General features: G+C 68.6%; 25 protein-coding genes. 18 read left to right on the top strand and 7 right to left on the bottom strand.

Annotated elements, in window-relative coordinates:
• Positions 1–3: 3 nt before the first annotated feature.
• Positions 4–603 carry a histidine phosphotransferase family protein gene (locus AB6A69_RS06085; RefSeq protein WP_371060111.1) on the bottom strand — a complete coding sequence of 200 codons (600 nt, stop codon included), beginning with the start codon at positions 601–603 and terminating at the stop codon, positions 4–6.
• Positions 604–632: 29 nt separating this feature from the next.
• Between AB6A69_RS06085 and AB6A69_RS06090 the strand changes: the two genes are divergently transcribed.
• The 3 genes from AB6A69_RS06090 to AB6A69_RS06100 all read left to right on the top strand — a co-directional run bounded on the left by AB6A69_RS06090 (position 633) and on the right by AB6A69_RS06100 (position 2,555).
• Positions 633–815: a DUF3553 domain-containing protein gene (locus tag AB6A69_RS06090; protein WP_371038996.1), complete on the top strand. Its 183-nt coding sequence runs from the start codon at positions 633–635 to the stop codon at positions 813–815.
• Between the two features lie 139 nt (positions 816–954).
• Entirely contained in the window at positions 955–1,728 is a 774-nt protein-coding gene (locus AB6A69_RS06095) for a GNAT family N-acetyltransferase (protein WP_371060112.1), read from the top strand.
• On the top strand, positions 1,725–2,555 hold the full coding sequence (locus AB6A69_RS06100) for a lysophospholipid acyltransferase family protein (protein ID WP_371055507.1): 831 nt from the start codon (positions 1,725–1,727) through the stop codon (positions 2,553–2,555). The genes AB6A69_RS06095 and AB6A69_RS06100 overlap by 4 nt, the downstream gene beginning before the upstream one ends.
• Here AB6A69_RS06100 and AB6A69_RS06105 read toward each other — a convergent pair.
• Positions 2,552–3,175 (bottom strand): thiamine phosphate synthase, encoded by a 624-nt coding sequence (locus AB6A69_RS06105; protein WP_371038993.1) that lies wholly within the window; start codon positions 3,173–3,175, stop codon positions 2,552–2,554. The genes AB6A69_RS06100 and AB6A69_RS06105 overlap by 4 nt on opposite strands.
• Positions 3,176–3,313: 138 nt before the next feature.
• On the opposite strand from AB6A69_RS06105, the gene AB6A69_RS06110 reads away from it, so the two are divergent.
• The 3 genes from AB6A69_RS06110 to AB6A69_RS06120 are packed head-to-tail and all read left to right on the top strand — an operon-like array spanning position 3,314 to position 6,724.
• Positions 3,314–4,060 (top strand): RNA methyltransferase, encoded by a 747-nt coding sequence (locus AB6A69_RS06110; RefSeq protein WP_371060113.1) that lies wholly within the window; start codon positions 3,314–3,316, stop codon positions 4,058–4,060.
• 55 nt (positions 4,061–4,115) lie between these two features.
• Entirely contained in the window at positions 4,116–5,258 is a 1,143-nt protein-coding gene (ctaA, locus tag AB6A69_RS06115) for a heme A synthase (RefSeq protein ID WP_371060114.1), read from the top strand.
• Positions 5,255–6,724 (top strand): carboxypeptidase M32, encoded by a 1,470-nt coding sequence (locus AB6A69_RS06120; protein WP_371060115.1) that lies wholly within the window; start codon positions 5,255–5,257, stop codon positions 6,722–6,724. Before ctaA ends, AB6A69_RS06120 begins: the two co-directional genes overlap by 4 nt.
• A 43-nt stretch (positions 6,725–6,767) precedes the next feature.
• Here AB6A69_RS06120 and gyrA read toward each other — a convergent pair whose 3' ends face one another.
• Positions 6,768–9,500 (bottom strand): DNA gyrase subunit A, encoded by a 2,733-nt coding sequence (gene gyrA, locus AB6A69_RS06125; protein WP_371060116.1) that lies wholly within the window; start codon positions 9,498–9,500, stop codon positions 6,768–6,770.
• 191 nt (positions 9,501–9,691) lie between these two features.
• Between gyrA and AB6A69_RS06130 the strand changes: the two genes are divergently transcribed.
• The gene (locus tag AB6A69_RS06130; RefSeq protein WP_371060117.1) at positions 9,692–9,958 is read left to right on the top strand and encodes an usg protein; all 267 of its coding nucleotides are present in this window, start codon (positions 9,692–9,694) and stop codon (positions 9,956–9,958) included.
• 42 nt (positions 9,959–10,000) lie between these two features.
• Here AB6A69_RS06130 and AB6A69_RS06135 read toward each other — a convergent pair whose 3' ends face one another.
• Together AB6A69_RS06135 and hemB are read right to left on the bottom strand one after the other, a co-directional pair.
• On the bottom strand, positions 10,001–10,552 hold the full coding sequence (locus tag AB6A69_RS06135; protein ID WP_371060118.1) for a YSC84-related protein: 552 nt from the start codon (positions 10,550–10,552) through the stop codon (positions 10,001–10,003).
• Between the two features lie 138 nt (positions 10,553–10,690).
• A complete protein-coding gene (gene hemB / locus AB6A69_RS06140) occupies positions 10,691–11,692 on the bottom strand; it encodes a porphobilinogen synthase (protein ID WP_371060119.1) in 1,002 nt (333 codons plus the stop codon).
• Positions 11,693–11,883: 191 nt separating this feature from the next.
• Here hemB and AB6A69_RS06145 point away from each other — a divergent pair, with 191 nt between their 5' ends.
• Both AB6A69_RS06145 and mfd read left to right on the top strand, forming a co-directional pair.
• The gene (locus AB6A69_RS06145; RefSeq protein ID WP_371038985.1) at positions 11,884–12,375 is read left to right on the top strand and encodes a component of SufBCD complex; all 492 of its coding nucleotides are present in this window, start codon (positions 11,884–11,886) and stop codon (positions 12,373–12,375) included.
• A gap of 60 nt (positions 12,376–12,435) precedes the next feature.
• Positions 12,436–15,921, top strand: a complete 3,486-nt coding sequence (gene mfd, locus AB6A69_RS06150) for a transcription-repair coupling factor (protein ID WP_371060120.1) — start codon at positions 12,436–12,438, stop codon at positions 15,919–15,921.
• A gap of 96 nt (positions 15,922–16,017) precedes the next feature.
• Here mfd and AB6A69_RS06155 read toward each other — a convergent pair whose 3' ends face one another.
• Both AB6A69_RS06155 and AB6A69_RS06160 read right to left on the bottom strand, forming a co-directional pair.
• A complete protein-coding gene (locus tag AB6A69_RS06155) occupies positions 16,018–16,425 on the bottom strand; it encodes a hypothetical protein (RefSeq protein WP_371038983.1) in 408 nt (135 codons plus the stop codon).
• A complete protein-coding gene (locus AB6A69_RS06160; protein ID WP_371038982.1) occupies positions 16,425–17,078 on the bottom strand; it encodes an alpha/beta hydrolase in 654 nt (217 codons plus the stop codon). Before AB6A69_RS06160 ends, AB6A69_RS06155 begins: the two co-directional genes overlap by 1 nt.
• Before the next feature lie 155 nt (positions 17,079–17,233).
• Between AB6A69_RS06160 and AB6A69_RS06165 the strand changes: the two genes are divergently transcribed.
• From AB6A69_RS06165 to AB6A69_RS06205, 9 genes are all read left to right on the top strand, one after another.
• A complete protein-coding gene (locus tag AB6A69_RS06165; protein ID WP_371038981.1) occupies positions 17,234–17,692 on the top strand; it encodes an Rrf2 family transcriptional regulator in 459 nt (152 codons plus the stop codon).
• Positions 17,689–18,732 carry a cysteine desulfurase family protein gene (locus AB6A69_RS06170; protein WP_371060121.1) on the top strand — a complete coding sequence of 348 codons (1,044 nt, stop codon included), beginning with the start codon at positions 17,689–17,691 and terminating at the stop codon, positions 18,730–18,732. The genes AB6A69_RS06165 and AB6A69_RS06170 overlap by 4 nt, the downstream gene beginning before the upstream one ends.
• A 23-nt stretch (positions 18,733–18,755) precedes the next feature.
• Positions 18,756–20,279: a Fe-S cluster assembly protein SufB gene (gene sufB, locus AB6A69_RS06175; protein ID WP_371055500.1), complete on the top strand. Its 1,524-nt coding sequence runs from the start codon at positions 18,756–18,758 to the stop codon at positions 20,277–20,279.
• 73 nt (positions 20,280–20,352) lie between these two features.
• On the top strand, positions 20,353–20,664 hold the full coding sequence (locus AB6A69_RS06180; protein ID WP_371038978.1) for a heavy metal-binding domain-containing protein: 312 nt from the start codon (positions 20,353–20,355) through the stop codon (positions 20,662–20,664).
• Between the two features lie 106 nt (positions 20,665–20,770).
• A complete protein-coding gene (gene sufC / locus AB6A69_RS06185; RefSeq protein ID WP_371038977.1) occupies positions 20,771–21,529 on the top strand; it encodes a Fe-S cluster assembly ATPase SufC in 759 nt (252 codons plus the stop codon).
• Positions 21,529–22,812 carry a Fe-S cluster assembly protein SufD gene (sufD, locus tag AB6A69_RS06190; protein WP_371060122.1) on the top strand — a complete coding sequence of 428 codons (1,284 nt, stop codon included), beginning with the start codon at positions 21,529–21,531 and terminating at the stop codon, positions 22,810–22,812. The genes sufC and sufD overlap by 1 nt, the downstream gene beginning before the upstream one ends.
• Positions 22,812–23,300: a YIP1 family protein gene (locus AB6A69_RS06195; protein WP_371060123.1), complete on the top strand. Its 489-nt coding sequence runs from the start codon at positions 22,812–22,814 to the stop codon at positions 23,298–23,300. Before sufD ends, AB6A69_RS06195 begins: the two co-directional genes overlap by 1 nt.
• Entirely contained in the window at positions 23,297–23,887 is a 591-nt protein-coding gene (locus tag AB6A69_RS06200) for a YIP1 family protein (protein ID WP_371055497.1), read from the top strand. Before AB6A69_RS06195 ends, AB6A69_RS06200 begins: the two co-directional genes overlap by 4 nt.
• Positions 23,880–25,100, top strand: a complete 1,221-nt coding sequence (locus AB6A69_RS06205; RefSeq protein WP_371060124.1) for a cysteine desulfurase — start codon at positions 23,880–23,882, stop codon at positions 25,098–25,100. The genes AB6A69_RS06200 and AB6A69_RS06205 overlap by 8 nt, the downstream gene beginning before the upstream one ends.
• Positions 25,101–25,103 lie beyond the last annotated feature (3 nt).

Here is a 25,103-nt window from a genome sequence, read left to right on the forward strand (position 1 = left end):
GCGTCAGACCCGCATGCACAGGCGTTCGGCCGTGATCTCCACGTCGATCGCCCGTTGCGCCCCGTTGGCATGAAGCGCGAGCAGGGCGAACTGCACCGAAGCCGGCGTCACGCAGCCCGGTCCCTGCGGCGTTGCGAGCCCGTCCCAGAGGACGGGGTCGGCGCGGAGGCGCGGCGCCGTGCCGTCGAGACGCCAGCGGTCCTCCGCGCGGCCCATTCGGACGGTGCCGCCCAGCGGCATCGCGCTTTCGAAGCACAGGAGCGCGAGGTATCCCAGTTGCAGTTCCTGCCGCGAAAGATCGCTGCCGGTCGCCCAGTCGAGCGCAAGCCGCCCGCCATGAAGATACCCCTCGGCGAGGGCGCGCGCCTCAGGAACGCCGATGCGCTGTTCGCCCGGCCCCGTGCCGAAGGCGAGGCGGTAGAAACGGATGCGCGCCTGCGCGCTGGCGCAGCTTTCCGAGATGAGCGCCATTTCGGGGCCGTCGGGCCTGGCGGCAAGCGACAGAAGCTCGAGCCCGTTGCCGATGGCGCCGATCGGGCTGACGAGATCGTGGCAGATCCGGCTTCCTATGAGACCGGCGAGATCGTGACTAGGCTCGGACATGGCAGGTCTGGACAGAAGGGACGGACGACATGACGGACATGAACGCACTCCTGGAACCCGGGATGCTGGTACGCCACCCGGATCGCCCGGACTGGGGCATCGGGCAGGTGCAATCCAACATCGGCGGGCGCATCACCGTGAACTTCCGCGAGGAAGGCAAGGTGGTGCTGGAAGGATCCCGCGTCGCGCTCATGCCGGTCATTGAGGAATGATTCTGTTACCGAAAGGTAAAAACAACCCTGGATTGGTAAATAGAGGCGCAAAACCCTCCTGAATAGTTGCGCCCTGGAGGCGGTTGCCAATCGTTCCGCGCTTGCCTAGACACCCCCGGCACCATCCTTGCGAAGGTCGATGTCCGCACACGAGCCCCTCTTCCGCGTGGCGCTGGCGCGTGCCGAGCGCGACATTCTCGCCGCCCAGCGGCTGCGCTACGACGTCTTCGTGGACGAGCTCGGCGGCGGTGGCGCGATGGTCGACCACGCGCGGCGGCTCGAGCGGGACCGCTTCGACCCGTTCTTCGACCATCTTGTCCTGATCGACGAGCGCCGCGACGCCGCGTCGCTCGACCATGTCGTGGGGGTCTACCGCGTGATGCGCGACGACCAGGCCCGTGCGGCGGGGCAGTTCTATTCCGAGGACGAGTACGATCTCGCGCCCCTGCGCGCCGACGGGCGGCGGCTGCTGGAGCTCGGGCGCTCCTGCCTGCATCCCGACTACCGGGGCGGCACGGCCATGTACCATCTCTGGAGCGGGCTTGCCGATTACGTGGACCGGCACGGGATCGAGCTGATGTTCGGCGTGGCGAGCTTCCACGGCACCGATACCGCCGCGCTGGCCGAGCCCCTGTCGCTTCTGCATCACCGACATCTCGCCCCGCCGGACCTGCGCGTGCGCTCGCGCGTCTTTCAGAGCATGGAGCTGATGCCCGAGGACCGGATCGACCGGCGCCGCGCCATGCTGAAGGTGCCCGCGCTCATCAAGGCTTATCTGCGGCTCGGCGGCGTTGTGGGCGAGGGCGCCTATATCGACCGCGCGTTCAACACGACCGATGTCTGCCTCGTGATGGACACGGGGCGAATGAACCCGCGCCAGTCCGCGCTCTACAGCCGCGGCGGGGCACGATGAGCCGCACCTGGCGCGGCGCGGAGCCGCCCGCGGATCGCGGCGCCCCCGGCGCGCTTGGCTGGGCGCTCGTCGCATTGCGGGGCGTTCCGCTCGCGCTGGTGGTGTTCGGCGGGCTCGCGCTTCTGCTTTCGCTGCGGCTCGCCGAGCGCCCGATCTTCGGGCCCGCGCGGCCGGTGACGCCCTGGATCACGCAGGGTGTCTGCAGGGTGGCGCTTGTTCTTCTGGGGGTTCGCTACCGCCAGCGGGGCCGGCCGATGACGGGCGAGGGCGCGATGGTGGCCAATCACGCCTCCTGGGCGGACATCTTCGCGCTGAACGCGGGAACGCGGCTTTACTTCGTGGCCAAGGCGGAGGTGGCGGGCTGGCCCGGCATCGGCTGGCTGGCGCGGGCCACCGGCACGCTTTTCGTCGCGCGCGATCCCCGCCAGGCGGCGGCGCAGCGCGTGGCCTTCGAGACGCGGCTGCTGGCCGGGCATCGGCTGCTCTTCTTTCCCGAGGGCACCTCGACCGACGGTCGGCGCGTTCTTCCTTTCAAGCCCACGCTTTTCGAGGCGCTCTTCAACCCGGCACTGGCCCCGCGGATGCGGGTGCAGCCGGTCTCGGTGATCTGGCGCGCGCCTGCGGGCGAGGATCCGCGATTTTACGGCTGGTGGGGCGACATGGATTTCGGCCCCCATCTTCTGAAGCTTCTGGCCACGCCCGGGCGCGGCGCGGTGGAGGTCGTCTGGCATCCGCCCCTGGACGTCTCGGCGTTCGAGGGCCGCAAGGTGCTTGCCGCCACGCTCGAGGAGCGCGTGCGCGGGGGGATTGAGGCCGGTCTTGCCTAGCCCGCCATCGCCGCGATGAGCCGCCCGAGCGCCGCGGCCGGGTCGTCCTCGCGCCAGATCTCCTCGCCCACGGCGAAGAAATCGGTGACGGGCGCCAGGCGCGCCACGAGCGCCGCGTCGAGTGCGCCTTCGGCCACCACGGGCAGTTCGATCATCTCCGACCACCAGGCGAAAAGCTCTGCCTCCGCGACGGTTCCGTCCCCGAGCCCGGTCGCCCCCACCGGTCCGAAGCTCACGTAATCGGCGCCCGCCTCGCCGGCGGTCATGCCCTCGTGCCGCGACGTGGCGCAGAACGCGCCCAGGATGGGCTCCGCGCCGAGCGCCGCGCGGGCCTTGCGCACGCCGCGCGCCCCGTGAAGCAGGTGCACGCCGTCGAGGCCATGCGGCTCCACCAGCGCGAGGTGCTCGGCCACGACGATCGGCACGTCGCGGGCATGGGCCACCTCGCGCAGCGTGTCGGCGGCCCGCCCGACCTCGCCCGCGTCCTGCGTGGCCAGCGCCAGCCGCAGGCACGCCACGGGATGGGCATCGAGCACGCCCGCGAGGCGGTCGGCGAAGGCGTCGCGCTCGAAGGCGGGGGGCGTGACGAGGTAGATCTGCGGCTGCTCGGGCTCGGCCATTTCGCGGCTCCTGTCGGTCTGTCGCCGGCCCCTATAGCGCGGGGCGACGGGCTTGGCCACAACGCGGCGGCGGCGCTTGCGGCGGCTCCCGGCGGCAGCTATCAGGCGCGCGACCCGCCCCTCGCGCCCCGGAGCCCCATGACCGACACGCCGCGCCAGCCCGCCTTCGTTCTCGTGCGCCCGCAGATGGGCGAGAACATCGGCGCGGCGGCGCGCGGCATGTGGAACTTCGGGCTCGACCGGATGCGGGTGGTGGACCCGCGCGACGGCTGGCCCAATCCGAAGGCCGCGGCCATGGCGAGCGGGGCGGGGCGGCTTCTGGACGCGGCGCAGGTCTTCGCGGACACGCCCGCCGCCATCGCCGACGCTACCCATGTCTACGCCACGACCGCGCGCCCGCGCGACATGACCATCCCCGTGCTCAGCCCCGAACGCGCTATGGCGGACGCGCACGACCGCCTCGCCGCGGGCGAACGTGTCGCGATCCTCTTCGGGCCCGAGCGCACCGGGCTCGAGAACGACGACATCGCCCGGGCCAACACGGTCATCACGGTGCCCGTGAACCCCGAGTTCCCGAGCCTGAACCTTGCGCAATGCGTGCTGCTGGCCGCCTATGAATGGCGCCGCCAGACCGCCGAGGTGGTGCACGAGGCGATCGACACCGGCCGTGGCGGCTGGGCCAGCGCGGGCGAGATGGAGATCCTCGCCCGGCACTGGGAGGACCGGCTCGACGAGGCGGGCTTCTTCTTCCCAGAACACAAGGCGGAGGGAATGCGCCGGAATCTGCGCAACCTCTGGTCGCGGATGCCGCTGACGCAGGTGGATGTGCGAATCCTGCACGGGGCGCTGCGGCAGTTGGTCCGGGGGCGGAAGGGGCCGGAGTAGCTTGCCCGGAGGGGGTGGGCGACATAGGGTCTCGCGCGGTGTCGAGGAGGCGGGAATGAACGAGAAACGCAAGCTCTTCGAGGACGTGGAAGAGGTCGGCCGGCCGGCGGACGCGCCGCGCGGCGGGATGATCGACGCCGGGCGGCGCGGTGCCCGCGGCGCGGTGCGCGTCTGGCTGATGATCCTCTTCGCGCTGGTGGTGGTGATGATCGCGGTGGGCGGGCTCACCCGGCTCACCGATTCCGGGCTTTCCATCACGGAGTGGCGGCCCGTGACAGGTGCGCTGCCGCCGATGTCGGCGGAGGACTGGCGGCGGGAATTCGACCTTTACCGGCAGATCCCCGAATACCAGTTGCAGAACAAGGGGATGAGCCTTGCAGAGTTCAAGTTCATCTACTGGTGGGAATGGGGCCACCGCCAGCTCGGCCGCTTCATCGGCGTGGTCTGGGCCGCGGGCTTCCTGGGCCTCCTCGTGACGCGGAGGATGCCGCCGGGCTGGACCGGGCGGCTCTTTCTCCTGGGCGCGCTCGGCGGGCTTCAGGGCGCGATCGGCTGGTGGATGGTGGCCTCGGGGCTCGAAGGCAGCATGCTCGACGTGGCGAGCTACCGCCTCGCCACCCATCTGGGCCTCGCCTTCGTGATCCTGGGGCTCATCGCCTGGTATGTCTTCCGCCTCGGGCGGGAAGAGCGCGACCTGATGCAGGCGCGACGGGCCCGCGAGGGGGCGCTCGCGGGCTGGGGCGCGGCGCTCGGCGCTGTGGCGTTCCTCCAGATCCTCCTCGGCGCGCTGGTGGCCGGGATCGACGCGGGGCGGAACTACACCGACTGGCCGCTGATGGCGGGCGGTTTCTTCCCGCCCTATCCCTTCCAGCTGGAACCGGTCTGGCGGAACTTCTTCGAGGATGACGGGCTCGTGCAGTTCATGCACCGCATGGCGGGTTACGCGCTGTTCCTTCTGGGCCTCGTCGCGTGGTGGCGGTACCGCCGGTCGGCCAATGCGGCGACGCGGTTTTCCATGAACGCGGTGCTGGCCATCCTGTCCCTGCAGGTCGTCCTCGGAATCGTGACGGTGATCTACGGGGCGCCCTGGCATCTCGCCATCGTTCACCAGTTCGGCGCGGTGGTGCTCTGGGTGCTGATCCTGCGGGCGCGCTTCATGGCGCTCTACCCGGTGGCGCAGTCGGTGCGCGCGGCATGACCGCCTTCGAGAGTCTGATGGCCCACGCCCGGCGCACCGCGGCGCTGGAGCAGGTGGCCGGCCGCCTCGGCTGGGACCAGGAGACGGTGATGCCGCGCGGCGCGGTCGAGCAGCGCGCCGAGGAGATGGGCGCTATGGAGGCGGTGCTGCACGCCCGGCGGGCCGATCCGCGGGTGGGCGCGTGGCTCGCCGAGGCCGAGCCGCCCGACGCCGCCGGCGCGGCGCAGCTTCGCCTGATCCGCCGCGCCCACGAGCGCGCGGTCAAGGTGCCCGAAGATCTCGCCGCCGAGATCGCACGGGTGACGAGCCGCGCCCAGGGCATCTGGGCCGCCGCGCGCGCCGCCGACGATCCGGCCGGGTTCCTGCCCGTGCTCGCGGAGGTGGTGCGGCTGCGGCGGGAGGAGGGCGCGGCGCTCGCGGGCGCGGGCGACCCCTACGAGGCGCTGTTGCAGGACTACGAATCCGGCGCGCGCGTGGCGGAACTTCGGGCCATGTTCGAGGCCATGCGCCCGCGCCTCGCCACCCTTCGCGCGGCGGTGCTGGAGCGCCCCGCGCCGCCCGCGCTTTCGGGGCGCTTCGACGCGGCGCACCAGCGCGCGCTGGCCGAGGAACTCGCGCGGGCCTTCGGCTACGACCTGGCGCGGGGGCGGATCGACACGGCGGTGCATCCCTTCAGCTCCGGCTCGGGCGCGGACGTGCGCATCACCACGCGCACCGATCCCGCCGACCCTTTCAACTGCCTCTATTCCACCATCCACGAGGTGGGCCACGCCACCTACGAGCAGCGGATCGACCCGGCGCTCGCGCTCACGCCGGCGGGGCAGGGCGTCTCCATGGGCGTGCACGAAAGCCAGAGCCGCATCTACGAGAACCAGCTCGGCCGCTCGCGCGCCTTCACCGGCTGGCTTTTCGCGCGGATGCGCGAGGCCTTCGGGGAGGTCGGCGTGCCGGACGCGGAGGCGTTCCACGCCACCGTCAACCGCGTCCATCCGGGTTTCATCCGGACCGAGGCGGACGAACTGCACTACAACCTGCACATCCTGATGCGCTTCGATCTGGAGCGCGCGCTGATCGCGGGCGATCTTTCCGTGGCCGACCTTGAAGGCGCGTGGGACGATCGGTTCGCCGCCGATTTCGGCCAGCAGGTGACGCGGCCCTCGGAGGGCTTCCTGCAGGACGTGCACTGGTCGGTGGGCCTCTTCGGCTACTTCCCGACCTACACGCTGGGCAATGTCTATGCCGGGTGCCTGCACGCGGCGATACGGCGGGATCTGCCGGCGCTCGACGAGGATCTCGCCCGGGGCGACCCGTCGGCCGCGACCGCTTGGCTCGCCGAGCGGGTGCAGCGCCACGGCGGCGTGCTGGAACCGCGCGACCTCATCATGCGCGCGACCGGCGAGCCGCCCTCCGAGGCGCCCCTCATGGACTATCTCGAAACGAAATTCGGCGCGCTTTACGGGCTTTGAGGCGCGCCGGATCTGGCGCCGCGACGACGCGGGCGAGGGATCCTCAGCCCGCGTCCTCCTCCGTCTCCTCGCCCTGGTCCGCGATCCACGCCACCGAGACGACCTCTTCGCCCTCGCGCGTGTCGAACACCTTCACCCCGCCCGCGCTGCGCGAGCGGAAGGAAATGCCCTCAACGGGCACGCGGATCGACTGGCCGCGCGAGGTGGCGAGCATCACCTGGTCGTCCATCTCTACGGGGAAGCAGGCCACCACGGGACCGCCGCGCAGGCCCTTGTCGATCGCCTGCACCCCGAGGCCGCCGCGCCCGCGCACCGGGTAGTCGTGGCTCGAGGTGATCTTGCCGAGCCCCTTGGCGGTAATCGTGAGGATCAGGTTCTCGGCGGCCGACATCCCGGCGTAGCGCGACGGCGCGATGGTCGCGTTGGCGTCCGTCGACTCCTCGTCGTCGTGGATTGCGTCTTCTTCGGCCGCACCGGCCACGGCGCGGCGCATCTTCAGATAGGCGGCGCGTTCGTCGGGCGTGGCCTCGAAGTGGCGAATGACCGACATCGACACCACGCGGTCGCCGCGCTGCAGTCGGATGCCCCGCACGCCGGTGGAATCGCGCCCCTTGAAGACGCGCACCTCCGTCGAGGGGAAGCGGATCGCGCGGCCGGAATCGGTGACGAGCATCACGTCCTCATCCTCGGAGGCGATGCGCGCGTTCACCAGTTCCACGCCTTCGGGCAGCCGCATCGCGATCTTGCCGTTCCGCATCACGTTGGTGAAGTCCGAGAGCGCATTGCGCCGCACGTCGCCGGCGGAGGTGGCGAACATGATCTGCAGCGCGTCCCACTCCTCTTCGGGGCGGTCCACCGGCATGATCGCGGCGATGGAGACGCCTTGCGGGATCGGCAGGATGTTGACGATCGCCTTTCCCCGCGCCGTGCGCGCCCCGAGCGGCAGGCGCCACGTCTTGAGCTTGTAGACCATCCCGTCGGTGGTGAAGAACAGAAGCGGCGTGTGGGTGTTGGCGACGAAGAGCGTGGTGACCACGTCGTCCTCTTTCGTGGCCATGCCGGAAAGCCCCTTGCCGCCGCGCTTCTGCGCGCGGAAGTCGCCGAGCGGCGTGCGCTTGATGTAGCCGGACTGGGTCACCGTCACGACCATGTCCTCGCGCTCGATCAGGTCCTCGTCTTCCAGATCGCCAGCCCAGTCCACGATCTCGGTGCGGCGCGGTACCGCGAAGAGGTCCTTCACCTCGCGCAGTTCGTCGCGGATGATGCCCATGATCCGCTCGCGCGAACCGAGGATCTCCAGGTACTCCTTGATCTTCGCGGCCAACTCCTCGAGCTCGTCGGTCACTTCCTTGACGCCGAGCTGCGTGAGGCGTTGCAGCCGCAGCTCGAGGATCGCGCGGGCCTGCGCCTCGGAGAGGTTGTAGGTGCCGTCCTCGTTGATCGTGTGCGTCGGATCGTCGATCAGGCGGATGTATTCCGCGATGTCGGCGGCGGGCCAGCGCCGGGTCATCAGCTTCTCGCGCGCCTCCGCGGCGTCCGCCGAGGCGCGGATCGTCGCCACGACCTCGTCCACGTTGGAGACCGCCACGGCGAGCCCGCAGAGGATATGGCTGCGCTCCCGCGCCTTGCGCAGCAGGTAGGCGGTGCGCCGCGCCACGACCTCTTCCCGGAAGGAAATGAAGGCCGCCAGGAAGCCGCGCAGCGTGAGCTGCTCGGGCCGCCCGCCGTTCAGCGCCAGCATGTTGCAGCCGAAGCTGGTCTGCATGGGCGTGAAGCGCCAAAGCTGGTTCAGCACCACGTCGGGCGTGGCGTCGCGTTTGAGTTCGATGACGACGCGCACGCCAGAACGGTCGGACTCGTCCTGGACATGGGCGATGCCCTCGATCCGCTTTTCGCGGACGGCCTCGGCGATCTTCTCGATCATCGACGCCTTGTTCACCTGGTAGGGGATCTCGTCGATGACGATGGCGTAGCGGTCGCGGCGCAGCTCCTCCACCCGGGTCCTGGCGCGGATGATGACGCTGCCGCGCCCTTCGAGATAGGCCTTGCGCGCGCCCGACCGGCCCAGCATGATCCCGCCCGTGGGGAAATCCGGGCCCGGAACATGCGCGATGAGCTGCTCGGACGACAGGTCCGGGTCGTCGATCAGCGCAAGCGTGGCGTCCACGATCTCGCCAAGGTTGTGGGGCGGGATGTTGGTGGCCATGCCCACGGCGATGCCGCCCGCGCCGTTGACCAGCATGTTGGGAAAGCGCGCGGGCAGGACGGTGGGTTCGCGGTCCTTGCCGTCGTAGTTGTCCTGAAAATCCACCGTGTCCTTGTCGATATCGGCCAGGACGTAGTCGGCGGGCTTGGCCATGCGCACCTCGGTGTAGCGCATGGCGGCGGGGTTGTCGCCGTCCATGGAGCCGAAATTGCCCTGTCCGTCGAGGAGCGGCAGCGACATCGAGAAGTCCTGCGCCATGCGCACCAGCGCGTCGTAGATCGCGCTGTCGCCATGCGGGTGGTAGCGCCCCATCACGTCGCCGACGGGCCGCGCGGATTTCCTGTAGGGCTTGTCGTGGCTGTTGCCGGTTTCGTGCATCGCGTAAAGAATGCGCCGGTGCACAGGCTTCAGGCCATCGCGAAGATCCGGGATCGCGCGGCTGACGATCACGCTCATCGCGTAGTCGAGATAGGAAGACCGCATTTCGTCGGCGATGTCGATCACCGGCCCGGAATAGGCGGGCGTCGCGTTTCCGCTTTCGTCGTCAGGGGGTTGGGGCGTGTCGTTCACGTGTTCTGCCTGCTCTTGTCGAAGCCCGGTGCGCTGTCGCCGAACTTATAGCACCGCCCGCGGGCGGGGCGCAATCGACGCCCTCTCCGCGGTGTTGGCAGCACGGTGCGAAGGCTGCCAACATGCTGTTTTCGTTGAAAAGTAATCACGATTCGGCATCCTGTTCGGACCAGCAGGCCAGGAGGATGCGAATGGAGCGCGAAACCGAACTCATGCTGAAGGGCTACGGGCTGACGACAGCGGAACTCTTCTACCGGATGCCGGACTACAGGAGCGTCCTCAACAGTTTCATCTGGCAGGATTACGACCTCGCGCCGGATCATCCGCGCCTCTTCGATTTCATTGAATTCTGGCAGACCGAGATCGAGGGTCCGCTCCATTCGGTGCGTTTCACCCACCGCAAGATGATCGCGCCGGGCGAGTGGCGCAGCGTGGTGGGCGAATTCACGCTGCACTAGCCGGGTGCTGCGGCGCGCCCGGGCGGCGGGCGCGCCGGTCGCTCACGGGATGATGCGCGTGTACTTGGTGCCCTCGATCGTGGCGCCGACGCGCACCCCGGCCTGGCCGAAGACCACCGCGATCACCGGCGAGATCGAGGTCGTCGTCTCGGCCTTGAGCGCCTCTCCGATATTGTTGAAGACGTATTCGACGTCGGCGCCCGCCGCCCAGCCCGGGCTCGTGCGGAATTCCCGGAGCGCGTCTTCGGTCATGAAGAACAGCACGTGGGAATATTGCTGGCCGCCGATCTGCGGGCCGATGCTGGCGCGGGTGGCCGAGTAGTAGTCCACCGTCACGCCGCCCACGCGAAGCGCGCCGCGCCCGTAGGCCCCGCCGAAGCCGAGACCGGCCTCGGTCACGACCGGCATGACCAGCATGCCCACCGACTTGTCGGCCAGCTGGCGGGTTCCGGGGAAATCGGCGTACATCCGGGCCAGCGTGGCGTCCACGCGGGCGTCGAGGCGCTGCGCGCCGTCACCGCCGATACCGTTCGAGCATCCCGCGGCGAGCGCGAGAGCCGAGACGGCGAAGGCGCGTCGGGTCATGAGTGTCATCTGTCTGCCTGTTCCTTGCCTGAGCCTGGCCGGTTCTTGTGGTCGAACCGGTTACGGCTACTTTATACGGTGTCCCGGGGCGCGTGTCACCCTGCAACCGTCCGCTCGGCGGGGCTTCGCTCGCCGGACCGCGCGGCCTCACCCCTCGCGCAGCGCGCGCGCTGCACGCGGGGCGAAATAGGTGAGAATGCCGTCGCAGCCCGCGCGCTTGAACGCCAGCAGGCTTTCCAGCATCACGCGCTCGCCGTCGACCCAGCCGTTGCGGGCGGCCGCCTCGATCATCGCGTATTCGCCCGACACCTGGTAGGCGAAGGTCGGCGCGCCGAAGCCGTCCTTCACGCGGCGGCAGATGTCGAGATACGGCATGCCGGGCTTCACCATCACCGCGTCCGCCCCTTCCGACAGGTCGCGCGTCACGAGCCGCAGCGCCTCGTCCGAATTGCCGGGATCCATCTGGTAGGTCTTCTTGTCGCCCTTGAGCGCGCCCGAGGCGCCGACCGCGTCGCGGAAGGGACCATAGAAGGCCGAGGCGTATTTCGCCGCGTAGCTCATCAGCATCACGTCGTGGTGGCCCTCCGCCTCGAGCGCGTCGCGCAACGCGCCGATGCGCCCGTCCATCATGTCGGAGGGGCCGATGATGTCGGCGCCGGCCTCGGCCTGCGAAAGCGCCTGGCGCACCAGCGCCTCGACCGTCTCGTCGTTGACGACCCGGCCCGCGTGCACGAAGCCGTCATGGCCGTCGATGTTGTATGGGTCGAGCGCCACGTCGGTCATCACCGCGATGCCGGGAACCTCGGCCTTAATCGCGCGCGTGGCCCGGTTCGACAGGTTTTCCGGATTCCAGGCCTCGGCGCAGTCCTTCGTCTTCCTGTCCGGGTCGGTGTAGGGAAAAAGGCAGATCGCGGGGATGCCCAGCGCGTGTGCCTCCGCCGCCGCCTCCACCACCCGGTCCACGCTGCGCCGGAAGACGCCGGGCATAGATGGCACCTCTTCCTCCACGCCCTCGCCATCGCGCAGGAAGACCGGCCAGATGAGATCGTCGGCCGTGAGCGTCGTCTCCCGCGTCAGCGCGCGGGTCGCGGCGCGGGCCCGGCTGCGACGGAAACGCGTGGCGGGGAAGGGGGCCTGGATGGGCTGCATGGGCGGGCCTTTCGGAACGGGAACCTCCCCGCGGGTGTACCGCGCAGGCCGCGCTTGTCCAGCCCCCCCCTCGCGCGTCCTGCGCCCGGGCTATGGGCAAGCGCCGCGTGGCAGGTTAAGGGGGCTTCACGACGAACGACGCGGGGCCCGACGCTGTGGATTGGCATCTTGTGGTTTTCGAAGTGATCGACATGCGATCGTTCTCGAACCTGTGGTACTGGATCGCGCTTGCGGTGGTCTGGTCCTCGGCCAGTCACTGGGTGCTGGGCGTGCCCTTCGACATGGTTGCCCGTGCCCGTCGCCATGGCGGCCGGGCTGAGGCAGACCTGCACGACCTGGTGCGCATCAACTGCGACCGGATGCTCCACATCGTGCATGTGGCGGGTCTGTGGCTCACGATGCTCGTCTTCTTCCTGCTCACCGGGCTGATCGTGATGGGCTTCGGTTACGGGATCGAGTTCGCCCAGGCCACGTTCCTTCTGGTGACGCCGCTGGGGTTCGTCTGGCTTCTGGGCCTGCGGGCCGCAGGCCAGATCCGGCGGGACGGCCTGAAGGGAGAGGCGCTGCGCCGCAAGCTGCGCGTCCTGCGTTTCTGGACGCAGGTGATCGGCCTGCTGTCGATCTTCGTCACCTCGCTCTGGGGCATGTATCAGAATATCGCGATCGGTGCCTTGCCCTACTGACGGTGGCCCCGGCGCTTGCGTCTTGACGAGGCGATGCGCGCGCGACAGATGAGGCGTCTCATGACAGACCCCCGCACGATCACGATGGGCGGCGCGCCCGAAGGCTACGACGCCAGGCTGCTTCTGCGCGAGGTCGCGCGCGCCGAGGGGCCCGTGATCCATGTCGCGCGCGACGACAAGCGCATGGCCGCCACCGAGGCCGCGCTCGCCTTCTTCGATCCGGGAATTCCGGTGCTGCGCTTTCCGGCCTGGGATTGCCTGCCCTATGACCGGGTGTCGCCCAACCCCGACATCTCGGCCGCGCGGATGGCGACACTCGCCGCGCTCGTGCACGGTGCGCCCTCGCGCTTCGTGCTCTTGACCACGATGAGTTCGGCCACCCAGTTTCTGCCGCCCCGCGAGGTGCTGCGCGAGGCCGCCTTCACCGCGCTGGTCGGCCACCGCCTCGACGAGGCGGCGCTGCGGGGCTTTCTCGCGCGGATGGGTTTCGCGCAGGCGCCCACCGTGACCGAACCGGGCGACTACGCGATCCGCGGCGGCATCATCGACATCTATCCGCCCGGCGAGGGCGGGCCGGTGCGCCTCGACCTCTTCGGCGACGTTCTCGACGGGGCGCGCCGGTTCGACCCGGCAAGCCAGCGGACCACCGAAGCGCTGGAGCGGGTGGAACTCGCCCCAGTCTCCGAGGTGATCCTGGACGAGGCGTCGATCCTGCGGTTCCGCCAGAATTACCGGATCGAGTTCGGCGCGGCGGGCAGCGACGATCCGCTCTACGAGGCGGTGAGCGCGGGGCGCAAGCACCAGGGCGCCGAACACTGGCTGCCGCTGTTCCACGAGAGGCTGGAGACGCTTTTCGACTATCTGCCGTGCGCGCCGGTGACGCTCGACGACCAGACCCGTCCGGCGCACCTGGCGCGATGGGAGGGCATCGTCGACCAGTACGAGGCGCGCCGCGAGGCCATGAGCCAGAAGGGCCGCATCGACACCGTCTACAAGCCCGTCCCGCCGGGAGAGCTCTACCTCGACGAGGCGGCGCTCGACACGGCGCTCGACGACCGGCGGGTGGTGCAGTTCTCCCCGCTTCCGCGGGCGTCCGGCCCGGGCATCGTGGACGCAGGCGGCCGGATCGGGCGTAGCTTCACGCCCGAACGACAAAACGAGAAGGTGAACCTTTTCAGTGTTCTGGCCGATCATATTCGCGCCAAGATGCAGGATGGCCCGGTGCTCGTCGCGTCCTATTCCGAAGGCGCGCGCGAACGGCTTTCCGGGCTTCTGGAGGACGAGGGCCTCGTGGGGGCCGTGCCCGTCACCGACGCCTCGCGCCTTGGCAAGACGGGCCTGCACCTGGCCGTCTGGCCGCTCGAGCAGGGGTTCGAGACGACCGACATGACCGTGATCGCCGAGCAGGACGTGCTGGGCGACAGGCTGATCCGCGCCCCGAAGAAGCGCCGCCGCGCAGAGAATTTCCTGACCGAGGCGCAATCGCTTTCGCCGGGCGATCTGGTGGTCCATGTGGAGCATGGGATCGGGCGCTACATGGGCCTCGAGGTGATCACCGCGGCGGGCGCCGCGCATGAGTGCCTGCGCCTGGAATACGCCGAGGGCGCCAAGCTCTACCTGCCGGTCGAGAACATCGAGCTTCTGAGCCGCTACGGCCACGAGGAAGGGCTTCTCGACAAGCTGGGCGGCGGCGCGTGGCAGGCCAAGAAGGCGCGGCTCAAGGAACGCATCCGCGAGATGGCCGACCGGCTCATCCGCGTGGCGGCCGAGCGTGCGCTGCGCAAGGCGCCGGTGCTCGACCCGCCGCCCCACGCCTGGGAGGAGTTCTCGGCGCGCTTTCCCTACCAGGAAACCGACGACCAGCTTTCCGCCATCGAGGCGGTGCTCGACGACATGACCTCCGGCCATCCGATGGACCGGCTGATCTGCGGCGACGTGGGCTTCGGCAAGACCGAGGTGGCGATGCGCGCGGCCTTCGTGGCGGCCATGTCGGGCGTGCAGGTCGCGGTGATCGCGCCCACCACGCTGCTGGCCCGCCAGCATGCGCAAAGCTTCCGCGAGCGGTTCCGCGGCTTTCCGCTGGAGGTGCGCGCGCTCTCGCGCTTCGTGTCGCAGAAGGACGCGGCCGCCACGCGCGAGGGGCTTGCCAAGGGCACGGTGGACATCGTGGTGGGTACCCACGCCCTGCTGGCCAAGAGCGTGCGGTTCCGGAACCTCGGTCTCCTCGTCATCGACGAGGAGCAGCATTTCGGCGTCTCTCACAAGGAGCGGCTGAAGCAATTGCGCTCGGACGTGCATGTGCTCACGCTCACCGCGACGCCGATCCCGCGCACGCTGCAACTGTCGCTTTCGGGTGTGCGGGATCTCAGCATCATCGGGACCCCGCCCGTCGACCGGCTGGCGATTCGCACCTATGTGAGCGAGTTCGACGCGGTGACGGTGCGCGAGGCGCTTCTGCGCGAGCATTACCGCGGCGGGCAAAGCTTCTTCGTGGTGCCGCGCATCAAGGACCTGCCCGAGATGGAGGCGTTCCTTCAGGAGCAGGTGCCGGAGGTAAGCTACGTCATAGCCCACGGCCAGATGGCCGCCGGCGAGCTCGACGACCGGATGAACGCCTTCTACGACGGCAAGTACGACGTGCTGCTGGCCACCACGATCGTGGAATCCGGCCTCGACATCCCCACGGCCAACACGATGGTGGTGTGGCGCGCGGACCTCTTCGGACTCGCGCAGCTCTACCAGATCCGGGGGCGGGTGGGGCGTGCCAAGACGCGCGCCTATGCCTACCTCACCACCAAGCCGCGCGCGCCGCTCACGCCCGCCGCGGAGAAGCGACTGAGGGTGCTGGGCAGCCTCGACACGCTCGGCGCGGGCTTCACGCTGGCAAGCCAGGATCTCGACATCCGCGGCGCGGGCAATCTTCTGGGCGAAGAGCAGTCCGGGCAGATGCGCGATGTGGGCTACGAACTCTACCAGACCATGCTGGAGGAGGCGATCGCCAAGATCCGCGCGGGCGAGATGGAAGGCCTTTCGGAGGCCGATGAGCAATGGGCGCCGCAGATCAACCTCGGCGTTCCGGTCCTCATTCCGGAGGATTACGTGCCGGACCTCGACGTGCGGCTGGGGCTTTATCGGCGTCTGTCGTCGCTCACGACCAAGGTGGAGCTCGAAGGCTTCGCCGCCGAGTTGATCGACCGCTTCGGCAAATTGCCGAAGGAGGTGAACACGCTTCTGCTGGTGGTGCGGATCAAGGCGATGTGCAAGCGCGCGGGCATCGCGAAGCTGGACGGCGGGCCCAAGGGCGCGACGATCCAGTTCCACAACGACAAGTTCGCCAACCCCGAAGGGCTGGTGGAATTCATCAAGGCGCAGGACGGCCTGGCGAAGGTCCGCGACAACAAGATCGTGGTCCGGCGCGACTGGGCAAGAGAGGCCGACAAGATACGCGGCGCCTTCGCGATCGCGCGCGATCTGGCGGAAAAGGTCGCGGAAAAGAAGAAAGCCGCCAAGGCGCAAGCTTCTGCGGCGCGGTCCGAAAGCGCCTGAGGCGTGGCCCCGGGCAGGCGTGATCCACAGGATCTTCCTCTTCTTTGCAGCGCGTGGGTGCGGCGCCGCGCCACGCGGCCGGCCGACTGTTCCGGTCTAGCGGTCGCCGTCGGTTTTCGGCCGCGGCGTTGCGGGCGGGCGCGGGATGCGCGGCCCCGACCGCCGCGTGTCCGCGCGCTTGGGCGCCGGGGCCGGGGCGGGGCCTGGCGCCGAGCTGCCCTTGGTCGCGGGCGTGGCGCCACTTTCCGCGCTGCCGTCCTTCGGGGCGGGCGCGGGCGTCGCGCCCTCGGCGCGCCGGCGCGCCACGGCCTTTTCGAGCACGCGCCGCGCGCGGCGTTCCGCGATGCGCACGCGCACCGATGTCATGAATGCCTCCTCCGTCGTGGTGGAGGATTGGCCAAGCGCCTTGGCGACCTCGTCGATGACCGTGTCGTCGCCCAGCTCTTCGGCCGCCGCGATCACGTCGCGCGCCAGCGCGTCGGCGAGATCCTCGGCGACGCCCATCAGCGCGTCGTTTCCGTCAGCCGGCGTTTCACGTAGCCGGTCACGGTGTCTATCATGCTGTCCATGTGCGGGCCCTCGAAGAAGTGGCCCGCGCCTTCGATCTCTTCGTGGGTGATGGTGATGCCCTTCTGGTCCTTGAGCTTCGCGACCAGCGCGGCGGTGTCGGCAGGCGGGGCCACGCGGTCGGCCGAGCCGTTGATGATGAGGCCCGAGGACGGGCAGGGCGCGAGGAACGAGAAATCGTACATGTTGGCCGGCGGCGAGACCGAGACGAAGCCCGTGATCTCGGGGCGGCGCATCAGAAGCTGCATCCCGATCCAGGCGCCGAAGGAGAAGCCCGCGACCCAGCAATGCTTGGAGTTCGCGTTCAGCGACTGAAGGTAGTCAAGCGCGGAGGCCGCGTCGGACAGCTCTCCCACGCCCTGGTCGTACTCGCCCTGGCTGCGGCCCACGCCGCGAAAGTTGAAGCGCAGGACGGTGAAACCCATGCGATGGAACGCGTAGTGAAGGTTGTAGACGACCTTGTTGTTCATCGTGCCCCCGAACTGCGGGTGCGGGTGCAGCATGATCGCGATGGGCGCGTCGCGTTCCTTCTGCGGATGGTAGCGGCCTTCCAGGCGGCCCTCCGGTCCTGCGAAAATCACCTCGGGCATGTCGGGAAGACTCCTTGCGATGCGGGAATTGTTGACGAATTCCCTCGCATACTTTAGAACTGTTCTAAGCCTATGATGCTGGGCATGGCTTCGGGCTGGCGGTCAGTTAAGCGCTGGCGCGCATCAGGTCAACATTGTCGCAGGGGCGCAATCCAGTGAAACTCTCCACGAAGGGGCGCTACGCCATGGTCGCGCTGACCGACATCGCGCTGCAGCCGCAAGGCGAGCTCGTGTCCCTCGGCGACATATCACGGCGGCAGTCGATCTCGCTTCCCTATCTCGAGCAGCTTTTCGTGAAGCTTCGGCGCGCCGGTCTCGTCGAGTCGGTGCGCGGCCCGGGGGGCGGCTACAGGCTGGCCCGCCCGGCGACGGAGATCACCGTGGTGGACGTGCTGCAGGCCGTGGACGAGACGGTGGACGCCATGCACAAGGGCGCCGGCGCCAAGGGCGGGCTGTCCGGCAGCCGGGCGCAGTCGCTGACGAACCGGCTCTGGGAAAGCCTGTCGGCGCAGGTCTACGTCTTCCTGCACCAGACGCGGCTTTCCGACGTCGTGGAGAACGCGCTGGCCCCGTGCCCCGCGGTGCCGGACATCTTCGCGCTGGTGGACGAATGATCCGGGCCTTCCTCGACTGGAACGCCACCGCGCCGCTGCGCCCCGAGGCCCGCGCCGCGATGATCGCGGTGATGGAGGTGACGGGCAACCCGTCCTCGGTGCACGCCGAAGGCCGCGCGGCGAAGGCGCTGCTGGAGCGGGCCCGCGCGCAGGTGGCCGCGGCCTTCGGGGCCGAGGGCGCGGACATCGTGTTCACCTCGGGCGCGACGGAGGCCGCGGCGCTGGCCTGTGCCGGGCGCGGCCTCGTGGCGGGCGACGTGGAGCATGACGCCGTCGCGGCCTGGGTCGATCCCGTCCTGCCGGTGGATGGCGCAGGGCAGGTCGCGGTCGAGAATCCCGGGCGCACCGCCCTGCAACTCGCCAATTCCGAGACCGGCGTGGTGCAGGATCTGCCCCGGGGGATCGCCGTGAGCGACATGACCCAGGCCTTCGGCAAGCTTCCCGTGGCGTTCAACTGGACGGGCGCGGAGATGGCGCTCGCCTCGGCGCACAAGCTGGGCGGGCCCAAGGGCGTGGGCGCGCTCTTTCTGCGGCAGGGCCTCGACGTGGGCGCGCAGATGCGCGGCGGCGGGCAGGAGATGGGGCGCCGGTCCGGCACGGAGAACCTGATCGGGATCGCGGGGTTCGGCGCCGCCGCCGAGGCGGCCGCGCGCGATCTGGCCGACGGTGTCTGGGACCGGGTCGCAGAACTTAGAAATATTCTAGAAAACGCTCTTGCTGCCCATTCAAGCGAGATTATTTTTGTCGGGAACTCGGGGCCGCGGCTGCCCAACACCAGTTGTTTCGCCGTGCCCGGATGGAAGGGCGAGACGCAGGTGATGCAGATGGATCTGGCGGGCTTCGCGGTATCGGCCGGGTCCGCGTGTTCTAGCGGCAAGGTCCGCGCGAGCCGCGTGCTCCGGACGATGGGATACGACGACGCCGTGGCCGGCGGCGCGCTGCGCGTCAGTCTCGGCCCGGATACGACAGAAGAGGATATCCTGCGCTTCGCCGAGGCGTGGGGACGACAGCACCGGAAGTTTCGCGCCCGCGCGGCGTGAGCCATCAAGGACAGGAGACCGTCATGGCCGCACTGGACAATGCCGAAGTGAAGGAAGGCGTGGACCGCGAGACCGTCGAGGCCGTTCGCGAGGTCGGCGGCAAGTACAAGTATGGCTGGGAAACCGAGATCGAGATGGATTTCGCGCCGAAGGGTCTGACGTCCGACATCGTGCGCCTGATCTCGGAGAAGAACGAAGAGCCCGGCTGGATGACGGAATGGCGGCTTCAGGCCTACGAGCGCTGGCTGGAGATGAAGGAGCCCTCCTGGGCGTTCATCGACTATCCCGACATCGACTTCCAGAACCAGTATTACTATGCCCGGCCGAAGAGCATGGCGGAGAAGCCCAAGTCGCTGGACGACGTGGACCCGAAGCTTCTGGCCACCTATGAAAAGCTCGGCATCCCGCTCAAGGAGCAGATGATCCTCGCGGGGGTCGAGGGCGCCGAAGAGGCACCTGCCGAGGGCCGCAAGGTCGCCGTGGACGCCGTTTTCGACAGCGTGAGCGTGGGCACCACCTTCCAGGCGGAGCTGAAGAAGGCAGGCGTGATCTTCTGCTCGATCTCCGAGGCCATCAAGGAGCATCCGGATCTCGTGAAGAAATATCTGGGGTCGGTCGTGCCGGTCTCGGACAATTTCTACGCCACGCTGAACTCGGCCGTCTTCTCCGACGGCTCCTTCGTCTACATTCCGCCGGGCGTGCGCTGCCCGATGGAACTCAGCACCTATTTCCGCATCAACGCCGAGAACACGGGCCAGTTCGAGCGGACGCTCATCATCGCCGACAAGGGCTCCTATGTCAGCTACCTCGAGGGCTGCACCGCGCCCCAGCGCGACGAGTCGCAGCTTCACGCCGCGGTGGTCGAGATCATCGCCGAGGAGGACGCGGAGGTGAAATACTCCACGGTCCAGAACTGGTACCCGGGCGACGAGGACGGCAAGGGCGGCATCTACAACTTCGTGACGAAGCGCGCCGACTGCCGCGGCGACCGCTCCAAGGTGATGTGGACGCAGGTCGAGACCGGCTCCTCGGTGACGTGGAAGTATCCCTCCTGCATCCTGCGGGGCGACGACAGCCAGGGCGAGTTCTACTCGATCGCGATCACGAACAACCACCAGCAGGCCGACACCGGCACGAAGATGGTGCACCTGGGCAAGAACACCCGCTCGCGGATCGTGTCCAAGGGCATCTCGGCGGGGCATGCGCAGAACACCTATCGCGGCCTCGTCTCGATGCACCCCAAGGCCAAGAACAGCCGGAACTACACCCAGTGCGACAGCCTGCTCATCGGCAACAAGTGCGGTGCGCACACGGTTCCCTACATCGAGGTGAAGAACAACTCATCCCGGGTGGAGCACGAGGCCACCACCTCCAAGGTGGACGACGACCAGATGTTCTACTGCCGCCAGCGCGGCATGGACGAGGAGGAAGCCGTGGCGCTCATCGTCAACGGGTTCGCCAAGGAGGTGCTGCAGGCCCTTCCGATGGAGTTCGCGATGGAGGCGCAGCAGCTCGTGGCCATCTCGCTCGAAGGGTCGGTTGGGTGAGCCGAAAGGGATCGACGGGGCCCGGGCGGGGCGCGCGGACGCGCCCCGCCGTCTCCGGCAGGAGCGGCGCGGCATGATCGTGACCACCACGAACAGCGTCGAGGGTTACCAGATCGCCCGATACCACGGCATCGTCACCGGCGAGGCGATCCTCGGCGCGAATGTCTTCCGGGACGTTTTCGCCGGGATCACCGACATCATCGGCGGCCGCTCGGGCGCCTATGAGGCGAGCCTTGCCGAGGCGCGGGAGACCGCGCTGCGGGAGATGGAGGATCGCGCCGCGGCCAAGGGGGCCGATGCCGTGGTCGGCGTCGATATCGATTACGAGGTCATCAATTCCATGCTGATGGTGTCGGCCTCGGGCACGGCGGTAAAGCTGGGCTGAGCACGAAACGGCCCGATCGGCCTTGTCGCGCGTCGGGCGCGCGACGCGAGCGGCTATAGGGCGAGGAAAGAGGATCGGCGCGCAAGCCGACGGAAAGGAAGAGAGAATGCTTGAAATCCGAAATCTTCACGCGCGCCTCGAGGACGAAGAGGCGAAAGAGATCCTGAAGGGCGTGGACCTGACCGTCGAGGCGGGCAAGGTGCACGCGATCATGGGGCCCAACGGGTCGGGCAAGTCGACGCTGTCCTACGTGCTGGCCGGCCGCGACGGCTACGAGGTGACCGAGGGCAGCGCGACGCTTCTGGGCGAGGACATTCTCGGGATGGAGCCCGAGGAGCGCGCCGCCGTCGGCCTTTTCCTCGCCTTCCAGTATCCCGTGGAGATCCCGGGCGTCGGCAACATGACCTTCCTGCGTACCGCGGTGAACGCCCAGCGCAAGGCCCGCGGCGAGGAGGAGATGAGTTCCACCGATTTCCTCAAGCTCATCCGCGAGAAGGCCAAGGAGCTCGACATCGACGCCGAGATGCTGAAGCGGCCCGTCAACATGGGCTTCTCGGGCGGCGAGAAGAAGCGCAACGAGATCCTGCAGATGGCGATGCTCGAGCCCAAGATGTGCATCCTCGACGAGACCGATTCGGGCCTCGACGTCGATGCCATGAAGCTCGTCGCCCAGGGCGTGAACGCGCTGCGCGACGCGGGGCGCGGCTTCCTCGTCATCACGCACTACCAGCGTCTTCTCGACCATATCGTGCCCGACGTGGTGCACATCATGTCGAACGGCCGCATCGTGAAGACCGGCGGGCCCGATCTCGCGCTCGAGGTCGAGAAGAACGGCTACACCGATCTGCTGAGCGAGGTGGCGTGATGGCGCTTGCGCAACCCAAGACCGATCCGACCGAAGCGCGGCTGGCCGCGCTCGACGTGCCCGCGGGCGGCTGGAGTGCGGCCGCGCGCTCCGACGCGCTCGCGCGGGTGCGCGAGATGGGCCTGCCGGGGCGGCGCGACGAATACTGGAAGTTCACCCGCCCCGACACGCTAGTGGCCCCCGAGGCCCCCGAGGCCGCGCTTTTCGACGCCGGCGAACCGCCGATGTTCGACGCCTTCGACCGGCTGAAGATCGTTTTCGTCGATGGCGCGTTCGACGCCGAGGCCTCTGACGATCTCGCGCTCGAGGGCATCGAGATCGAGCGGCTGGCCGCGGCCGGTGTGGCGGACATTCACTGGGCGCAGGGCCTTTACGGCGCGCTCGAGGCGCGGGGCCATGCGCCGGTGCCGCGCCCGCTCGCCGCGCTGAACACCGCCGTGGCGCGCGACGGGCTCCTGATCCGGGTGACGGGCAAGCCCTCCAAGCCCGTCAGTCTGATCTACCACCACCGCGACACGGCATCGGACGCCTATCTGCATCATGTCGTCCGGGTGGAAGAGGGGGCCGAACTCACGCTGCTGGAAAACGGGCCGGCGGCGGCTCGGTTCAACAAGGTGCTCGAGGTGGATGTGGCCGATACCGGCGCGTTCCACCATGTTCGCGCACAGGGCCGCGACCACGAGCGTCGCACCGCCACCCACACCTTCGCGCGGCTGGGCCGGGAAAGCGTCTTCAAGACCTTCACGCTCACGGTGAACGGGGTGATGACCCGCAACGAGACGGTGGTCGAGCTGACCGGCGACGACGCCGTGGCCCATGTGGCGGGCGCCGCGGTGGGCGATGGCGATTTCCACGGCGACAACACGGTCTTCGTCACCCATGACGCGCGGAATTGCGAAAGCCGCCAGGTCTTCAAGTACGTTCTGCGGAACGGCGCCACCGGCGTCTTCCAGGGCAAGATCCTAGTGAAGGCCGATGCGCAGAAGACCGACGGCTACCAGATCAGCCAGTCGCTGCTTCTGGACGACGACAGCCAGTTTCTCGCCAAGCCCGAGCTCGAGATCTATGCCGACGACGTGGCCTGTTCGCACGGGTCCACCTCGGGGGCGATCGACGAGGACGCGCTTTTCTACCTGCGCGCCCGTGGCGTGCCGGAGGGCGAGGCCACCGACATGCTGACCCTCGCCTTCCTCGCCGAGGCGGTGGATGAGATCGAGGACCGTGCCCTCGCCGACGACATCGTGGCGCGTCTTGAAGGCTGGTTCGCCCGGCGCAGGGACTGATGGCGGTCACGAGCGACATCGCGGCCACCTACCGACGGGGGCCGGCCGCGGTGATGCGCCGGCTTCTGGACATGGGGCCGAACGAGGGCAGGGCGCTCGCGATCCTGATCGCCGCGTGCCTTGTCGTCTTCGTCTCCCAGTGGCCGCCGCTCGCGCGGCAGGCGCATTTCGAGGGAAGGGACGTGCAGCCGCTTCTCGGCGGGGCTCTGATGGCGTGGCTGTTCGTCGCGCCGCTCTTGCTCTACGGGCTGGCCGCGCTCTCTCACATTGTGGCGCGGGCGCTTGGCGGGCGCGGCGGATGGTTCGGGGCGCGGCTTGCGCTTTTCTGGTCCCTGATGGCGTCTTCGCCGCTCATCCTGCTGCACGGGCTCGTGAAGGGGTTCGTCGGCGAAGGACCGGGCTTGCAGATCGTGGGGCTGTTATGGTTTCTCGCTTTCACATGGTTCTGGATCGCCGGCCTCAGAGAGGCGGAGAAAGGCCCCGCATGACCACGGCCGCGCTCTGGCAGCTGGCCCTCGACACGATCCGGGACCCGCGCGAGGCGGGACGGCGAATCCTTGCGATGGAGGTGCCGTCCGACGCGTTGTGGATGGCGCTCGCCCTCGCGGTCGTGCTCAATGCCGGGCTCTTCGGGCTTTCGAACGAGCTTGCCCCGCCGCCGCCCGATGTTCCGGTGGGAACGGTGTCACCGGTGGCGTTCGCGCTTTTCCTCTTCACGGGGGTGCTGGCCACGGTTTTCGCGGTCTATCGTGTGGGCCGCGCGCTTGGTGGAGAGGCAAGCTTTCACGGCACGATGGCGCTTCTCGTGTGGTTGCAGTTCCTGCGCGTGCTGGTGCAGGCCGCGCTTCTGGTGCTGGTGCCGCTCGTGCCCGTGCTCGCCGCGATCGTGGTGATCGCGGCGGCGGTGATCGGGTTCTGGATCCTGCTGAATTTCATCGACGTGGCCCATGGCTACGACAACATCTTCAAGTCGCTCGGAGTGCTCGTGCTCAGCGTGCTGGCCATGGCTTTCGGCCTGTCGCTTCTGCTCGCGCTCTTCGGCGGCTCCTTCCTCGGAGTGTCAGGCAATGTATGACGTGTCCGCCATCCGCACCGAGTTCCCGATCCTCTCGCGGGAGGTGAACGGCAAGCCGCTCGTCTACCTCGACAACGGGGCCTCGGCGCAGAAGCCGCGCTGCGTGATCGACGCGGTGACGGAGGCCTACAGCCACGAATACGCCAACGTGCACCGGGGCCTGCACTATCTCTCGAACCTCGCCACCGAGAAATACGAGGGCGTGCGCGGCATCGTGGCGCGCTTCCTCGGCGCGCCCTCGGAGGACGAGATCGTGCTGAACTCCGGCACCACCGAGGGCATCAACCTCGTGGCCTATGGCTGGGCCATGCCGCGCATGGAGGCGGGCGACGAGATCGTTCTTTCGGTGATGGAGCATCACGCCAACATCGTGCCGTGGCACTTCCTGCGCGAACGGCAAGGCGTCGTGCTGAAATGGGTGGACGTGGACTCCACCGGCGCGCTCGACCCGCAGGCGGTGATCGACGCGATCGGGCCCCGCACCAAGCTCGTGGCGGTGACGCACCTGTCGAACGTGCTCGGCACCCGCGTGGACGTCAAAAGCATCTGCGAAGGCGCCCGCGAAAAGGGCGTGCCCGTGCTCGTCGACGGCAGCCAGGGCGCGGTCCACATGCAGGTGAATGTTTCCGACATTGGCTGCGACTTCTACGCGATCACCGGCCACAAGCTCTACGGGCCCTCGGGCTCGGGCGCGATCTACATCCGCCGCGAGCGGATGGAAGAGATGCGCCCCTTCATCGGCGGCGGCGACATGATCCGCGAGGTTCACAAGGACGAGGTGATCTACAACGATCCCCCGATGAAGTTCGAGGCGGGCACGCCCGGGATCGTCCAGCAGATCGGCCTCGGCGTGGCGCTCGAATGGCTGATGGAACTGGGAATGGACAATATCGCCGCGCATGAGGACCGGCTGCGCGACTACACCCGCGCGCGGCTCGACGGGCTCAACTGGCTTCACCAGCAGGGCACGACGCGCGACAAGGCGGCGATCTTTTCCTTCACGCTGGAAGGCGCGGCCCACGCGCACGACATCTCGACCATTCTCGACAAGAAGGGCGTGGCCGTTCGCGCGGGTCAGCATTGCACCGGGCCGCTGATGGATTTCCTTGGAATTCCGGCGACCTGCCGGGCGAGCTTCGGGCTTTACAACACCGAGGAGGAGGCCGACGCGCTGGTCGATGCGCTGGAGCTGGCCCACGACCTCTTCGCCTGAGCG

The sequence above is a fragment of the Rhodosalinus sp. 5P4 genome (genome assembly GCF_041365695.1).
Taxonomy (GTDB): Bacteria; Pseudomonadota; Alphaproteobacteria; order Rhodobacterales; family Rhodobacteraceae; genus Rhodosalinus.

Bases quoted from the DNA above. Each gene is read 5' to 3' on its own strand.
- hemB (WP_371060119.1), bottom strand. From the start codon at position 11,692: ATGCAGCCCATCCAGGCCCCCTTCCCCGCCACGCGTTTCCGTCGCAGC.
- AB6A69_RS06095 (WP_371060112.1), top strand. From the start codon at position 955: ATGTCCGCACACGAGCCCCTCTTCCGCGTGGCGCTGGCGCGTGCCGAG.
- AB6A69_RS06160 (WP_371038982.1), bottom strand. From the start codon at position 17,078: ATGCCCGAGGTGATTTTCGCAGGACCGGAGGGCCGCCTGGAAGGCCGC.
- AB6A69_RS06130 (WP_371060117.1), top strand. From the start codon at position 9,692: ATGGAGCGCGAAACCGAACTCATGCTGAAGGGCTACGGGCTGACGACA.
- AB6A69_RS06085 (WP_371060111.1), bottom strand. From the start codon at position 603: ATGTCCGAGCCTAGTCACGATCTCGCCGGTCTCATAGGAAGCCGGATC.
- AB6A69_RS06195 (WP_371060123.1), top strand. From the start codon at position 22,812: ATGGCGGTCACGAGCGACATCGCGGCCACCTACCGACGGGGGCCGGCC.
- ctaA (WP_371060114.1), top strand. From the start codon at position 4,116: ATGAACGAGAAACGCAAGCTCTTCGAGGACGTGGAAGAGGTCGGCCGG.
- AB6A69_RS06155 (WP_371038983.1), bottom strand. From the start codon at position 16,425: ATGGGCGTCGCCGAGGATCTCGCCGACGCGCTGGCGCGCGACGTGATC.
- AB6A69_RS06100 (WP_371055507.1), top strand. From the start codon at position 1,725: ATGAGCCGCACCTGGCGCGGCGCGGAGCCGCCCGCGGATCGCGGCGCC.
- mfd (WP_371060120.1), top strand. From the start codon at position 12,436: ATGACAGACCCCCGCACGATCACGATGGGCGGCGCGCCCGAAGGCTAC.
- AB6A69_RS06120 (WP_371060115.1), top strand. From the start codon at position 5,255: ATGACCGCCTTCGAGAGTCTGATGGCCCACGCCCGGCGCACCGCGGCG.
- AB6A69_RS06110 (WP_371060113.1), top strand. From the start codon at position 3,314: ATGACCGACACGCCGCGCCAGCCCGCCTTCGTTCTCGTGCGCCCGCAG.
- sufC (WP_371038977.1), top strand. From the start codon at position 20,771: ATGCTTGAAATCCGAAATCTTCACGCGCGCCTCGAGGACGAAGAGGCG.
- AB6A69_RS06105 (WP_371038993.1), bottom strand. From the start codon at position 3,175: ATGGCCGAGCCCGAGCAGCCGCAGATCTACCTCGTCACGCCCCCCGCC.
- sufD (WP_371060122.1), top strand. From the start codon at position 21,529: ATGGCGCTTGCGCAACCCAAGACCGATCCGACCGAAGCGCGGCTGGCC.
- sufB (WP_371055500.1), top strand. From the start codon at position 18,756: ATGGCCGCACTGGACAATGCCGAAGTGAAGGAAGGCGTGGACCGCGAG.
- AB6A69_RS06145 (WP_371038985.1), top strand. From the start codon at position 11,884: ATGCGATCGTTCTCGAACCTGTGGTACTGGATCGCGCTTGCGGTGGTC.
- AB6A69_RS06200 (WP_371055497.1), top strand. From the start codon at position 23,297: ATGACCACGGCCGCGCTCTGGCAGCTGGCCCTCGACACGATCCGGGAC.
- AB6A69_RS06205 (WP_371060124.1), top strand. From the start codon at position 23,880: ATGTATGACGTGTCCGCCATCCGCACCGAGTTCCCGATCCTCTCGCGG.
- AB6A69_RS06180 (WP_371038978.1), top strand. From the start codon at position 20,353: ATGATCGTGACCACCACGAACAGCGTCGAGGGTTACCAGATCGCCCGA.
- AB6A69_RS06090 (WP_371038996.1), top strand. From the start codon at position 633: ATGACGGACATGAACGCACTCCTGGAACCCGGGATGCTGGTACGCCAC.
- AB6A69_RS06170 (WP_371060121.1), top strand. From the start codon at position 17,689: ATGATCCGGGCCTTCCTCGACTGGAACGCCACCGCGCCGCTGCGCCCC.
- AB6A69_RS06135 (WP_371060118.1), bottom strand. From the start codon at position 10,552: ATGACACTCATGACCCGACGCGCCTTCGCCGTCTCGGCTCTCGCGCTC.